The following is a 13,722-nucleotide window of genomic DNA, read 5'->3' as shown; positions in this document are numbered from 1 at the left end:
CATCATTATGAGACAGAACCAGCTGTTGCTTTTTGTTTTGCCTTTCCGAAGAAAACTACACCGACGATGATAATAATGATAAATGCCCATTTAACGAAAGGGTTACTTTCGAAAAATCCAGCGAACCACTTCTCATCTACAATCATTTTCGCGGCAGTATAAGCTAAAACGGCTGCTCCGATCGTAATGATGACAGGAAAACGATCCACCCATTTTAAAATTAATGTACTGCCCCATACGACTACTGGAATAGACACTAATAGTCCGATGATTACTAAAGAAAAGTTACCATGGGCAGCTCCTGCAACAGCGAGTACATTATCAATGCCCATTAACGCATCAGCAATAATAATGGTTTTAATAGCAGACCAAAATCCTTCTTCGGCTTTAATATCATGATTTTTGCCCTCAGCGATCAGCTTGTAAGCGATCCAAATAAGAAGTACACCACCAATTAGGAGTAATCCAGGTATTTTTAATAACCAAACGACAACTAAGGTAGCGAGGGCCCTAATAGCGATTGCTCCAATGGTTCCCCAAATGATAACTTTCTTTTGTTGGTCTTTCGGTAATCTTCTTGCTGCTAATCCAATTACAATGGCGTTATCTCCGGCTAACACTAAATCGATTACAATAATGGCAAGCAAGGCAGACAAATATTCAGATGAAAGAAAATCCATATACATATCACTCCTTAAGAGTAATATGTGCTAAAGTGTTGATAATATAAAAAAAAGGATTGAAATTGTATATTCAATCCTTTTTTGACTGTATTCTGATATGTATGTTTTTATTTTGAATAAGTCGCTTTTGTAGTTTTTTACTTATCGCGTTTCTTTCTTAAATTGATTCCAAGCTTCTTCAGTTTGCACTATAAATACGATTATATAACATCCACTTATTTAAACTAGGTTAAAGATAGCATGTGATATTTCAAAGTTAAATTTATTTGATAAAAGGAAAGGGACGTATACTATTGATATGGTGCAAGCGTGTATAGGTTTTCTCTATAAGGAAATTCTAAAAACGATAAAAAAGACTTGATAACCTACTAGAGGGAATCAAGTCTTTTCATTACATACGATTATCATGCCAGAAGTTTAATGGGAAGTGTTCGTTCTCATTATACGCTTCTAATTCATATCCTTTTTCTTTCAGTCCTTTAATAATTCCAGGTACTGCTTTTACTGATTGTGGATGAATATCATGCATAAGGATAACTTCTGTTGGATTTGTAGAATGAGCTAGAACGTTTTCTACAATTTTAGCAGATGCAGCATCAACTTGCATTTTGTTATATTTCCAGTCTAAAGAATCAATTGTCCAATCCCAAACTTTTAAGCCATTTTCTACAACTTTGTTGCGAAGAGCTTCGTTTAATCCTGGCATAGAGCCGTAAGATGGACGAGTTAATACTGGTGATTTACCTAAAACACCAGCGATTAAGCCTTGGTCTTCCTTCATTTCATCTACGTAATGACCTTCAGTGTAAAGTTTCTTGTAGTTATGAGTCATACTGTGCATCCCAACGTAGTGGCCTTCAGTATCTTCGCGTTTTACAAGATCAGGGAAAGCTTTTACGTTTGAACCAATTAGGAAGAATGTTGCTTTTGCATTTTCTTTCTTTAACATATCTAAAAGCTCAGCTGTGTATTTTCCAGGACCGTCATCAAATGTTAAATAAGCGACTTTTCTAACTTGCCCGTTATAATGTTTTGGAGCTTCTTTCGGAGCAAGAGATGTTTGAATCTCACTTACAAGTTGAACAGATTTTGCTTCATCCTCTGTACTAGCTAGAGCAGTATGTACTGATCCAAAAGCCACTTCGTATGTGAATAATACCCCCGCACAAACTAACATAGCCCTTTTTACTAAAGTTGTCATTCGAATTCCATTGTGCATAATTTTCCTTCTCTCTATAAAAGTTCTACTCTACTATATTAGCAATTATAGGTAGGGAAATGCAAAAAAACTTTTATACAAGTGTAAAAAAGTTTACTCAAAAGTATGCAAGATTTTATATCAATTGCAGTTTTGAAAAATAGAATGAATTTAAACTTTATTATTTAAACTTTCAATCACCAAATCATACTTTCGTATCACTTCGTTTTCGTTCCAATTATTGATTCGAATATTTTTGATTTTTATTAAAATATTGATAAAGAAACAATTACATGAAAAAAGGAGCGGGAATATGAATAATTATATTTGCACTACATGTGGAGTACAGTATCCCGAAAATGAATAAGCACCTTCTCGCTGTAAAATTTGTAATGAGGAAAGGCCATATGTTAATCAAATTGGGCAGTCATGGATAACATTAGAAACAATGCAAAATAGCAATTTATACTAAAGTCCTATTGTTTATTAACTAATAGGTCTTTCAACTTAGGAAGCTCACACTAATGAGGGATGTTAAAGGGAATATATGTAACTTATACTAATTAATATAAAGCTTTGAAAAATGAAAAGGAGGAGATTTGCATGAAGAATTGGGTTCGATTTAGAATTGCAAGACCAACAGATAAATTTGAAGAAGTGATCAGTTTTTATGAAACAGGATTAGGACTAAAACGTATAGGGGAATTTCAAAATCACGAAGGATATGACGGGGTTATGTTTGGATTACCAGATGAAGAGTATCATTTGGAGTTTACTACACATGTTAATGGAAGTCCATGTCCGGCACCGACAAAAGATAATTTACTAGTTTTTTATATGCCTAATAAAGATGAAATTGAAAAGATAGTGAATCGATTAAGTAATATGGGCTATCATGAGGTGGAACCAGAAAACCCGTATTGGATAGAAAAGGGAACCACAATAGAGGATCCCGATGGTTGGAGAATTGTGCTTATGAATGCATCTGAATAAGGAAACTATTTTCATATGAAATAGAGTGTAACAAAATGATTTAGACATAAATCCCTACAGCGTTTGTAGGGATTTTTATATAAGAAGATTTAGTTAAGAGAGTTATTAAATTGTAGAAAGTATTTTGGTTAAGAATAAATGTAATCAATATCATTTATGCAGGAGGTATAGAAGTATGACATTAAAACATTTGTATGAGTTTTCTAAAAATGTCGGGAATACACCTCTCATTAAATTAGAATGCGAAGACACGAAGAACCTTTCTATCTATGCTAAATGTGAATGGCATAACCCTACAGGATCAATTAAGGGTAGGGCAGCACTTGGAATGATTAATAAATATTTACAAGAAGCGGACGAAAAACAAAATATTTTATTCTACGGAAAATTGTTACCATCAAAAAACTGTACATGTTAAACATACAGTTTTTTGATGGTGTAGCTGTGCGATGTTTAGAAATTTCACATACCGTACTTTCAAAATAAATATAGGAAAACCAAAAAGTAATGTAGAATATATCGTACATACATATATACAGTCAACATAAAAGATAAAGAGGTGGGTTTATGTTACTTGAGGAAGTAATGCGGCAACTAGAGGAATATGGAACAGAACAAAATCGAAAAACGTATAAAAACCACGGAGCGAAAGAGCCGTTATTTGGAGTTAGTTTTGCGAATTTAAAATTGTTAAAAAAGAAGATAAAAAAAGATCACGATTTAGCAGTTGGATTGTGGGAAACGAACAATATGGACGCAATGACATTAGCAACTTATATTTTAGATCCGAAAAAAATAGCGACAGAACAGCTTAATAGTTGGATTCAGAATGTTGATTATTACTGTTTAATGGATGTTCTTATGAAATCTATATGTACTTCGCCAATTGCAATAGAAAGAATGGAAGAGTGGACAAAGTCTAATGATGAATGGATTGGAAGAGCTGGCTGGTCTTTATTAGCAAATATAGCGATTAAAAATAAAACGTTACATGATGATTTCTTCTCTCCGTACTTAGAAGAGATTAAAGAAAATATACATAATGAAAAAAATAGAAAAAAAGAAGCGATGAATAGTGCTTTAATCGCAATAGGAATTCGTAATGAAGACTTAGAGCAACAAGCGATTGAAATTGCACGTGAAATTGGAAAAGTAGAGGTTGATCACGGTGCAACGTCATGTAAAACACCAGATGCAGAAAGCTATATAAAAAAAGCGAGAGAAAGAGCTGAAAAAAGAAAGTGAAATAAGAAAAGAGGAACAGTTATGAAAACAATTGAAGCAGCACAAAACATAATTATATCACAATTTCCGAATTGTGATGTAGCTTTACTCGGCGGAAGCGTTGCACGAGGAGAAGCGACGAAAACATCTGACCTTGATATTGTAATAGTTGACCAAAGTTTAACTTCTTGCTATAGAGAATCTTTCTATAGTAATGGATGGCCTGTTGAGGTGTTTGTTCATAATTTTGAAACATATAAAACCTTTTTCAAAATGGATTGTGATCGAGGGAGACCGTCGTTACCACAATTAGTTTCAGAAGGGATTGCATTAAAAGGGGAAAAGGAAATTATTGAGAAATTAAAAAAAGAAGCGAATGATTTACTACATAAAGGACCAGCTAAATGGTCCGAAGAAACGATTAAGCAGAAGCGATATTTTATTACAGATACTTTAGATGACTTTATTGGTGCAACAAAAAGAGAAGAAGAATTGTTTATCGCTAATTTATTAGCGGATTTAGTACATGAATATGTATTAAGAGTAAATGGTAAGTGGCTTGGGAGTTCAAAATGGTTTATTAGAGTGCTAAGAAGATATGATGAGCAATATGCAAACAAATTTGTAGCCGCTTTTGATCATTTTTATAAAACGGGAGAGAAAAATGAATTAATTCATTTTATAGAAAAGACGTTAGAACAGTATGGTGGAAGAGTGTTCGAAGGATTTTCTATTGGTAAATAAAAAGGGGCGAGAAAAATGAATGTACCATATGTTCAATTAAGAGAATTGACACTAGATGATGTAGAAGATCGCTATCAATGGTCATTAGATAGAGATGTAATAAAGCATTTAGTCGTACCAGATCGATATCCTCCATTCACTCGTGGAGATACGAGAAACTGGATTGAAGCTTGTATAAGCCGAAAAAATGGTTATGAACAAAGGGCAATCGTTACTGAGGCAGGTATACATATTGGATGGGTAGACCTTAAAAATTTTGATAAAACAAATAAAAATGCTGAACTAGGAATTGCGATTGGAAATAAAGACTATTGGGGTAAAGGATTTGGAATGGCAGCTCTAAACAGCATGTTACAAATAGGTTTTTCTCAGTTTGAATTGGAGAAAATTTGGTTACGTGTAGATGAAGATAATACAAAAGCTAAAAAGAGTTATGAAAGTGCCGGATTTGTATGCGAAGGGTTAATGAGAAATGATCGATTGAGACAGGGGAAGTTCATTCATCGCAATCGTTACAGTATATTAAAAGAAGAGTATGAATCAAAAAAGTAGCCTATAAAAATATTATGTAAATTAAAAAGGGGAAGATAAAATGATTCGATTACTTACAAAAGCGGATGCAAAACAATATTGGGAGTTACGTTTACAAGCATTACAAGTAAATCCAGAAGCATTTATAACGACTTATGAAGAAGCAGTACGTCAAGAAAATCCTCTTGAACGAGTTGCTAGTAATCTTTCATCCAATAGTAGTTTTACATTTGGTGCTTTTAATAATGAAAATCGTTTAGTTGGGGTTGTTACTTTATTAACAGAAGAAAAAGACGCATATAAGCATAAAGGACATATCGTTGCAATGTATGTAGATACTGAAAATCGAAGAAGTGGTCTTGCACGTGATTTAATACGTAAAGCAATTGAAAGGGCAAAAGAGATGAAGCTAGAGCAATTGAATTTAGGGGTTGTGTCAACGAACGAACCAGCCAAACGATTATATGAATCAATGGGATTTAAAACATACGGAATTGAAAAAAGGGCTATAAAAATGAATGGTGTGTATAGTGATGATGAACATATGGTGTTGTTCTTTTAAGAGAGGAAGTTTTGTATGAAAGATCTCTATTTAGAAAGAAATATGGACCCTCAAGTAGCGATTTTGTATGCGACGGTTGCTGATACGTTTAATAGATTGCAAAGGTTAGTCGAAGGTACTGAAGAGAACGAACTATCCTATAAAGGGTCTGAAAATAATGAAAATAGTATTGGGCAGTTACTTCAGCATTTAGCAGTTGTTGATTTATATTGGGTGTATCGTTTCAAGGGAGAAGATGTTCCGCCAGCATTTGAAAATAAATATGGTCCTATGTTAAATGAAGTAGGAGAATTACCATGTTTAAGAAAAAACACATTGCAAGAGTTAATGCAAGATTATGAAGCAGTGCAAAAATTGTTTTATGAAGAATGTATGAAACTAACAGAAACTGATTTAACGCGGGAAGTTTTGTATGAAAAAGGCGAAACTGCGACAATAAGATGGGGAATATGGCATATAGCAGATCATAATCGGTATCATCAAGCTCATATCAGTCGTTTGAGGAAATTATACAGAGAATATAAACTACATATTCTTTAATTTTTGAATGAACGAACGCCCCTAAATAATAATTAAAGGAGGCGTTTGTTTTTATTCGTTCGCTTTTTTTCCCAAGCTATCATTAAATTTTTATGATAATCTTTTGGTTTTTCAATAGAAAACCAGTAAATTGAATGTGCAATAGTTGGTAGCTATCTTTTATAGCGGGTCGAGATTAAAGTAGATTTTGACCCTTGAAAATTTTGATATGTAATGGCCTCGATTTCATACCAATGCACTTTATTCCCATGTAAATCTACTACAATTCCTTCATCATCCCAAAGTGAAATGTAAGTTTGTATGTAGATTTTTCATCGCGTATACTAAAATATATGTCATAGAGATTAAAAATTAAATACAAGGGGTTTTACAATGAAAGCAATTGTTATAGGGATATTGGCATCCTTTTTCTTTGCCTTTACTTTTGTTTTAAACAGGGCAATGGACTTAGAAGGTGGAAGCTGGATTTGGAGTGCATCATTACGGTATTATTTTATGGTTCCAATGCTATTACTTATTGTTATGTATAGAGGGAACTTAAAGCAACTCTTTCAATATATGAAAAACAATGCGAAAGAATGGTTAGTATGGAGTATCGTTGGATTTGGTCTCTTTTATGCACCGCTTAGTTTTGCTGGAGCGTTCGGACCAGGTTGGCTCGTTGCATCAACATGGCAAATTACAATCGTTGCAGGAATTTTGTTAACACCATTTTTTGCGGTGGATCCACTACATAAAAAACTTCCGATGAAGGAATTAGTTATGTCGGGCATTATTTTATTCGGTGTTGTTCTCATGCAAGTAGAGCATGCTTCTTCATTAGGTATTCGTGAAACCGTGTTATGTGTAGTTCCTGTACTTATTGCAGCATTTGCGTATCCCCTTGGAAATAGAAAAATGATGCAAGTTTGTAAAGGGGAATTAGATGTATTTCAGCGAGTACTTGGTATGACATTAGCAAGTTTACCATTTTGGTTTTTATTATCTGGTTACGAAGTATCAACAGGCGGATTACCGTCAAGTAGCCAAGTTTTTCAATGTTTTATTGTAGCAGTTAGCTCTGGGTTAATCGCGACAGTATTATTTTTCTTTGCAACAGATCTTGTGAAAGATGATCCGCAAAAATTAGCAACAGTGGAAGCGACGCAGTCTGGTGAAGTTTTATTTGCGCTAGTAGGAGAACTGATCTGGTTATCTGCACCAATTCCGTCATCATTATCTTGGATTGGTATGAGTCTCGTTATTATTGGAATGATACTTCATAGTTATGTGGCTGTCGTTGTAAAAAAAGAAGAAAAAATAACGGCGTAATGAGATTAGCTCTTTTTATTAAGAGCTAGTCTTTTTTCATAGAAAGGGATGAAAGTATGAATATACATCGCGTTGAACAAATTGAAAAAGATTCAATATTAAATGTGCTACAATATGCCGTCGGTCGAAATGAAATAAGCTTAAAGAAGGCAATAATATTTTATCAAAGTAATAAAGGGACTTTGATAAAATATGAAGAAAAAGCTTGTCTAGGTATTGAAATAATCGGAGAAACTAAAGCACGAATATGTCATATAGCAGTGGCTCCAGATTATCGTCAAAAAGGAATTGCACTACAAATGATTAAAGAGATTATAAGAGTATACCAATTGACTTATATAGAAGCGGAGACAGACGATGGGGCGGTAGAATTTTATAAAAGAATTGGTTTTCAAGTTAAAAGTTTAGGAGAAAAATATCCAGGGATAGAAAGATTTCATTGTTACATGGAAAAATAGCATGAAAATATATAATTGTACATATTGAATATAGTTTGAAAAAAATAATAATTTCATTATATAATATAGGTATCTGGAAAAATATAGATAAAAGAAGATAGGTGTATAACACGTGAGAATGGAGAAAAGTAAGTTTATAAAAATAGCTACTTCAATAGGGGTGTCATCTTTTTTATTAACAGGTTGTGGTGATTATGAAGAAGAAACTGCTCAGCAAGAAAGTACAGCTGTTAAAACAGATGGTGCAAAACAAAGAAATGAACAAGAAACATTAAATTGTGATGATAAAGCCCCAACCAATGAAAATGTAGAGATAGATGAGTTATGCAAGGAAAATAATCCGTCATTTTCATCTTATCATGAAAACTCTCATTTACCAATACTTCCATTTGTAGCAGGATATTTATTAGCGAGTAGAACTTCAAATATGAATTATACAGCAAAACCAAATTTAATGAAGAAACCGTATGCAAATAATGTTATTCCATATCGTGAAAAAGATGAGCGTAGAACAGGTGGCGGTAGTAGCGGTGGTTATTCTGGTGGTTCTAACGGTAATAATAATACTTCCAATAAAGTAGATTTAAATAAACAGCAGCCAAATCCATCCAATAAAGTAACACCAGATACAAATACGCCAAAATCATCTACTACGCAAACACCGAAAGTAAACTCTGGTTCAAGTGGAATTGGAAACGCAAAAGCGCCAGTAGGATCCTAAAACGAAAGGGTAATGGAGTAATGTATACAGAACGAGAGCAAGAAGAGTATATGAAAGTATGGTTTTCACTTGCAGAAGAGGCTAGTAGGAATGGTTTCACTTGGCCTAGTCTGTTAGAGAATGAAGAATGGAATCAATATATGGCAACAGGGATGTATCGCATGCCAGCAAAAACTTATACCGCTATCTCAAAAGCGACAGAAGAAATCATGTATGTGTTATATAGAACGTATCAATATATTGTAAATACGACAGAAGATTTTCAAAAACTTGGATTCCCAGCTGAAGCGTGGGAAATGGCGAGAATGAAACATAATGGTTTATTTTCATATTTTACAAGGTTTGATTTTATCGTAAATGGTGACGATATAAAATTAATAGAAGTAAATTGTGATACGCCAACAGGCTATTTAGAACCGTCTGTCGCAAATGAAGTGTTATGCCGTTATCATGATGTAAATCACCCAAACCATATAGAAGAGCATATTGTGCAGGCATGGGAACAAATTAAACATGACTATCATATAGGCCCTGAAGAGACGATATATTTTACTAGTTATGATTGGCACGATGAAGATAGTCAAACGGTTCAGTTTTTAAGAACGTATTGCTTAAATCAGTCAACGGACTATGTAGGAATACAAGACATTGTCGTTGCGGAAGATGGTATATATACGCCAAGTGGAGAAAAAATAAAATATTTATATAGACTGTATCCAATAGAGTATTTAGTAACGGACGTTGATAAGAATGGAAAAAGGATTGGTTTACAATTTTTAGATCATATTGCGCAAGAAAGAGTGAAAATTATTAATCCGCCAGCCGCGTTTGTTATGCAAAACAAAAGTGTACTCGCACTAATTTGGAAGCTTTATGAAGAAAGTGTTTTCTTTACAGAAGAAGAGCAAGACATTATTTATAAATACTTTCTACCAACATATTTTTCAAATAAGCGATTTCTAGAAAGACATGAATCATACGTTTCAAAACCTGTATTCGGTCGTGAAGGTGGCGGAGTATCTATATACGAAAATGATGAATTATTAGCTGAAGATAAAACAGAGTATTACTTTGAACAAAGGAAGATATACCAGCAATACATAGAAATGCCTGACTATACCATTGACACATGGGATGGTCCATATACTGGTAAACTATTAATTGGCTCTCACTGTATAAGTGGAAGAGCAGCAGGCTTATTTTTACGTGTAGGTGAGAAAATAACGGGAAACTTATCAATGTTTACTGGGGTTACAATTGAAGGATAAAATAAACAAAGAGCTCATCATTTGTGATGAGCTCTTTCGTCTATGTATAAAACAGCTTTTTATGATGGGGATGTAAAATCTTCACTTTCTTTTTGTTTTTAAATCTTAATATTAGAATTTGAATATTTTTTGTGTAATAATATTACTATTTTTTATAGATGTGAAAAATGATTAAGTTAAAAATTAAGAAAAATATGATAATATATTTATATAAAAGTTTAAATTTACGTAGCTAGTAGGGGAACCAATATGAAAATGAATGAAATAGTAGCAAGTACACAATTTCCAAATACAATCGAAACAATAACAAAAGATTTAAAAGCATTAGGAGTCGAAAAAGGAATGACAATTATCGTTCATTCATCACTAAGTTCTATCGGATGGATATCTGGTGGTGCGGTTGCTGTAGTAGAAGCATTAATGAAAGTTGTTACGGAAGAAGGAACGATAATAATGCCAACGCAATCTTCGGATTTGTCCGATCCGAAACATTGGTCAAGACCACCTGTACCGGAAGACTGGTGGCAAATTATCCGAGATAACGTCCCAGCATTTGATTCACGTATAACCCCAACAAGGGGAATGGGTGAAATAGTTGAATGTTTTCGTACATATCCGAATGTAGTACGTAGTAATCATCCGTTAGGAAGTTTTGCTGCATGGGGAAAACATGCAGTAGAAATAACAATGAACCATTCGTTATCAATGAGCTTTGGAGAAGAATCTCCATTAAGAAAAATATATGATTTAGACGGGTACGTATTATTAATTGGTGTTGGATATGATTCTAATACATCTGTTCATTTATCCGAGGTGCGTTCTGGTGCATGTGAGTTAATACAAGTAGGAGCACCTATTATAGAAAACGGTGAAAGAGTGTGGAAAGAGTTTTTTGAAATGGATTACGAATCTGAGAAGTTTGTAGAAATTGGTGTGGAGTTTGAGCGAAAAGGAACTGTAAAAAATGGGAAGATAGGGAATGCAACGTGTCGTCTAATGAAACAACGTGATATAGTTGACTTTGGAACAGAATGGTTTCGTAAGAAAAATTCGTAAGGGATGGTTACAATGAAGGGGAAAAAGGTATTAATTACGAGCGGTGGTTGTCTAGAAAAATGGGATCAAGTACGCGGGCATACGAATATGGCCAAAGGTACAATCGGAAGGATAATCGCAGAAGAACTTCTAGCTAAAGGGGCACATGTTATATATTTACACGGTTATTTTGCGGAGAAACCGAGTGATGTACATAGAGGGTTAGAATTACATCCATTTGAAGGAATCGTTGATTTACAAGATAAAATGAAAAGTATCATATCACATGAAAAGATTGATGCAGTCATTATGGCAGCGGCTGGATCAGATTGGATTGTGGAGAAAATTTGTGATCAAGATGGTAATGTTCTTAATATGAACGGAAAAATTTCAAGTGATATAGCACCGATTATTCACTTTCAAAAGGCTCCAAAAGTATTAAAACAAATAAAAGAATGGGACCCAGAAACAGTACTTGTTGGTTTTAAACTTGAAAGTGATTTAAATGAAGAAGAACTGTTTGAAAGAGCAAAAAATAGAATGAAAGAAGCAAGGGCGAATGTAATGATTGCGAATTCACCACATTCTTTATATTCGCGCGGAGCTGTGCATTATGTAATTGGACAGGATGGTAAAGGGAAGTTGTGTAATGGGAAAGATGAAACAGCGAAAGAAATTGTCAAAAGCTTAGAGTTATTATGTAATCGTGTCACTGCTTTTTAAAATTAAGTTTTTAGATGAGAATGAATCCGCATAGTAATAAGTAAGCGAAACTTTAATTGGTGGGAATTTTACTTTTACACGAATGTGAAGCGTATACCAATCAAGAGCTATACACAGAATAATTGGTGAGGAGTGGATTCTATGGAACATTTATTAAAGCAAGCTATTAAACTTAGAAACGAAAAGAAATATGCGCAGTCTAAAGAGATGCTTATAGGATTAACAAACTTTACAAAGGATGCAGAAGTACTGTATCAGTGTGCGTGGATACATGATGTAATGGGGCTAGAAACAGAAGCAGTTCCGTATTATGAGCAGGCAATCGCAAATGGACTTGATGGCGAATCGCTTTGCGGTGCTTATATTGGTTTAGGAAGTACATATCGTTGTATAGGGGAATATGAAAAGGCAATTACAGTATTAGAAGCTGGGGTGAAAAAATTCCCAGAGAACGCTCCGATGAAAGTATTTTTATCATTAGCAAAATATAACGTAAACGATCACGAATCAGCGATGAAATTATTACTTGAAACTGTCGTGAAAGTAGAGGAAGTAAAAGAATTTGAACGTGCCATTTCATTTTATAAAGACCATTTAAATGAGGTTTTTAAATAAAGGAGTGAACGTATGAAGGCTACACTATCACGAAGGCGAAAAGGTATTTGGATTGGACTCGTCTCTTTAATTATGCTATCAAACTATTTATTGTATGCCCTTCCAATTGTACCAGTTGCGCCGAAAGAAGTTGTGCTTGGGTCATTATTAGATTGCATGTTTGTCATTCCAATCATCACGTATTTCTTCATTATTCGAAAAAGATACTCGTTAACGTATATAGTTCCTGTTGTAATAGCTGGTTATATTTTTGCAAGATTTATTATTCCAAGTGACTATTTACAAGCTTTTTCATTCATCTCTTATATTATTGTTGCGGCTGAAATTGCATTTGTAGGTCTAGAATTATTCCTTCTCTATAAAATTGTTAGAGTGCTTCCTAAAATAATAAAAAAATATAAAGAATATAGAAGAGAAAATTATTCCTTTTCTTATGCAATTGATGCAGCGTTTGACGCTACTATGAAAAGAAGTAAGTTAGTAGATGTCATTCTAACAGAGTGTAAGTTAATCTATTATGCGTTTTTATCGTGGCGTGAAAAAGTACCAACAGGTAAATCTGTATACTCATATCATAAAAAGACTGGTGCTATAGGTGTGTATATCATGATTATTCATGCAACAATAATTGAAAGCATTGGTTTTCATTATTTACTACATCAGTGGAATCCAGTAATAGCATGGATTTTGCTTATTTTAAATGTATACGCGATGATTTATTTTATAGCTGAAATACAAGCGATGCGCAAAAATCCCCTTGTCGTAACAGAAGAACAAGTAATCATTCAAATCGGATTAGGAAAGAAAATTGTTATGCCATTTACACAAATTGATAGTATTGCGTTCTACAAGGGGGAATTGCTAACGGCAAAAGAAAGGAAACAGGTATTGGATGCAACTGTTATGGAGTTCATAAAAGAACCTGCTACTTTTGAAATAACATTAAAAGAGCCAGTGAAAGCGCAGTTGTTATACGGCTTTTCTAAAACAGTAAGTCGTGTTTACTTGAATGTTGATGAAGAACGAAAATTTTATGATGCGGTTAAGGAAAAGTTAAAACATGAGTAATAGTGCTGTTAGTTACATAATAAAAACTCTTTCTAAATAAGAAGGAGT

At 33.8% G+C, this 13,722-nt stretch carries 16 protein-coding genes and 1 pseudogene; 15 read left to right on the top strand and 2 right to left on the bottom strand.

Going from position 1 to position 13,722, the window contains the following annotated elements; genetic code table 11:
• Window positions 1–5: 5 nt before the first annotated feature.
• Window positions 6–680 (bottom strand): TerC family protein, encoded by a 675-nt coding sequence (locus MR169_RS11855; protein ID WP_000346955.1) that lies wholly within the window; start codon window positions 678–680, stop codon window positions 6–8.
• 394 nt (window positions 681–1,074) lie between these two features.
• Entirely contained in the window at window positions 1,075–1,902 is an 828-nt protein-coding gene (locus MR169_RS11850; protein WP_242319439.1) for a peptidoglycan-N-acetylglucosamine deacetylase, read from the bottom strand.
• Window positions 1,903–2,484: 582 nt separating this feature from the next.
• Between MR169_RS11850 and MR169_RS11845 the strand changes: the two genes are divergently transcribed.
• The 15 genes and pseudogenes from MR169_RS11845 (at window position 2,485) to MR169_RS11775 (ending at window position 13,674) form a co-directional block, all read left to right on the top strand.
• Complete coding sequence (locus tag MR169_RS11845) at window positions 2,485–2,874, top strand: VOC family protein (protein ID WP_000800682.1); 390 nt, start codon at window positions 2,485–2,487, stop codon at window positions 2,872–2,874.
• Between the two features lie 175 nt (window positions 2,875–3,049).
• Window positions 3,050–3,289 (top strand): annotated as a pseudogene (locus MR169_RS11840) (pyridoxal-phosphate dependent enzyme); the annotation flags it as partial.
• A gap of 152 nt (window positions 3,290–3,441) precedes the next feature.
• Window positions 3,442–4,119 (top strand): DNA alkylation repair protein, encoded by a 678-nt coding sequence (locus tag MR169_RS11835; protein ID WP_137074959.1) that lies wholly within the window; start codon window positions 3,442–3,444, stop codon window positions 4,117–4,119.
• Window positions 4,120–4,140: 21 nt separating this feature from the next.
• On the top strand, window positions 4,141–4,842 hold the full coding sequence (locus MR169_RS11830) for a nucleotidyltransferase domain-containing protein (protein WP_137074960.1): 702 nt from the start codon (window positions 4,141–4,143) through the stop codon (window positions 4,840–4,842).
• 15 nt (window positions 4,843–4,857) lie between these two features.
• Window positions 4,858–5,394, top strand: a complete 537-nt coding sequence (locus MR169_RS11825; RefSeq protein ID WP_086423167.1) for a GNAT family N-acetyltransferase — start codon at window positions 4,858–4,860, stop codon at window positions 5,392–5,394.
• 40 nt (window positions 5,395–5,434) lie between these two features.
• Window positions 5,435–5,935, top strand: a complete 501-nt coding sequence (locus tag MR169_RS11820; protein ID WP_000620317.1) for a GNAT family N-acetyltransferase — start codon at window positions 5,435–5,437, stop codon at window positions 5,933–5,935.
• A gap of 15 nt (window positions 5,936–5,950) precedes the next feature.
• Window positions 5,951–6,475, top strand: a complete 525-nt coding sequence (locus MR169_RS11815; RefSeq protein ID WP_242319438.1) for a DinB family protein — start codon at window positions 5,951–5,953, stop codon at window positions 6,473–6,475.
• Window positions 6,476–6,847: 372 nt separating this feature from the next.
• Window positions 6,848–7,786, top strand: coding sequence for a DMT family transporter (locus MR169_RS11810; protein WP_086409558.1), 939 nt, complete (start codon window positions 6,848–6,850; stop codon window positions 7,784–7,786).
• A gap of 56 nt (window positions 7,787–7,842) precedes the next feature.
• Window positions 7,843–8,244, top strand: a complete 402-nt coding sequence (locus tag MR169_RS11805; RefSeq protein ID WP_137074920.1) for a GNAT family N-acetyltransferase — start codon at window positions 7,843–7,845, stop codon at window positions 8,242–8,244.
• 112 nt (window positions 8,245–8,356) lie between these two features.
• Entirely contained in the window at window positions 8,357–8,965 is a 609-nt protein-coding gene (locus MR169_RS11800) for a hypothetical protein (RefSeq protein WP_137074921.1), read from the top strand.
• A 20-nt stretch (window positions 8,966–8,985) separates the two neighbouring features.
• A complete protein-coding gene (locus tag MR169_RS11795) occupies window positions 8,986–10,233 on the top strand; it encodes a glutathionylspermidine synthase family protein (RefSeq protein WP_000287883.1) in 1,248 nt (415 codons plus the stop codon).
• A 249-nt stretch (window positions 10,234–10,482) separates the two neighbouring features.
• Window positions 10,483–11,289 carry an AAC(3) family N-acetyltransferase gene (locus tag MR169_RS11790; RefSeq protein WP_277999131.1) on the top strand — a complete coding sequence of 269 codons (807 nt, stop codon included), beginning with the start codon at window positions 10,483–10,485 and terminating at the stop codon, window positions 11,287–11,289.
• A gap of 12 nt (window positions 11,290–11,301) precedes the next feature.
• On the top strand, window positions 11,302–11,991 hold the full coding sequence (locus MR169_RS11785; RefSeq protein ID WP_000676724.1) for a phosphopantothenoylcysteine decarboxylase domain-containing protein: 690 nt from the start codon (window positions 11,302–11,304) through the stop codon (window positions 11,989–11,991).
• Between the two features lie 141 nt (window positions 11,992–12,132).
• A complete protein-coding gene (locus MR169_RS11780; protein ID WP_000400636.1) occupies window positions 12,133–12,606 on the top strand; it encodes a tetratricopeptide repeat protein in 474 nt (157 codons plus the stop codon).
• A gap of 12 nt (window positions 12,607–12,618) precedes the next feature.
• Window positions 12,619–13,674 (top strand): hypothetical protein, encoded by a 1,056-nt coding sequence (locus tag MR169_RS11775; protein WP_044797267.1) that lies wholly within the window; start codon window positions 12,619–12,621, stop codon window positions 13,672–13,674.
• The last annotated feature ends 48 nt before the right edge of the window (window positions 13,675–13,722 follow it).

It is taken from the genome of Bacillus cereus group sp. BfR-BA-01349 (genome assembly GCF_022663795.1).
GTDB classification, from domain to species: Bacteria; Bacillota; Bacilli; order Bacillales; family Bacillaceae_G; genus Bacillus_A; species Bacillus_A cereus.
Note: the sequence above shows the minus strand (reverse complement) of the source record. Positions and strands in the feature narration are given on the sequence as shown.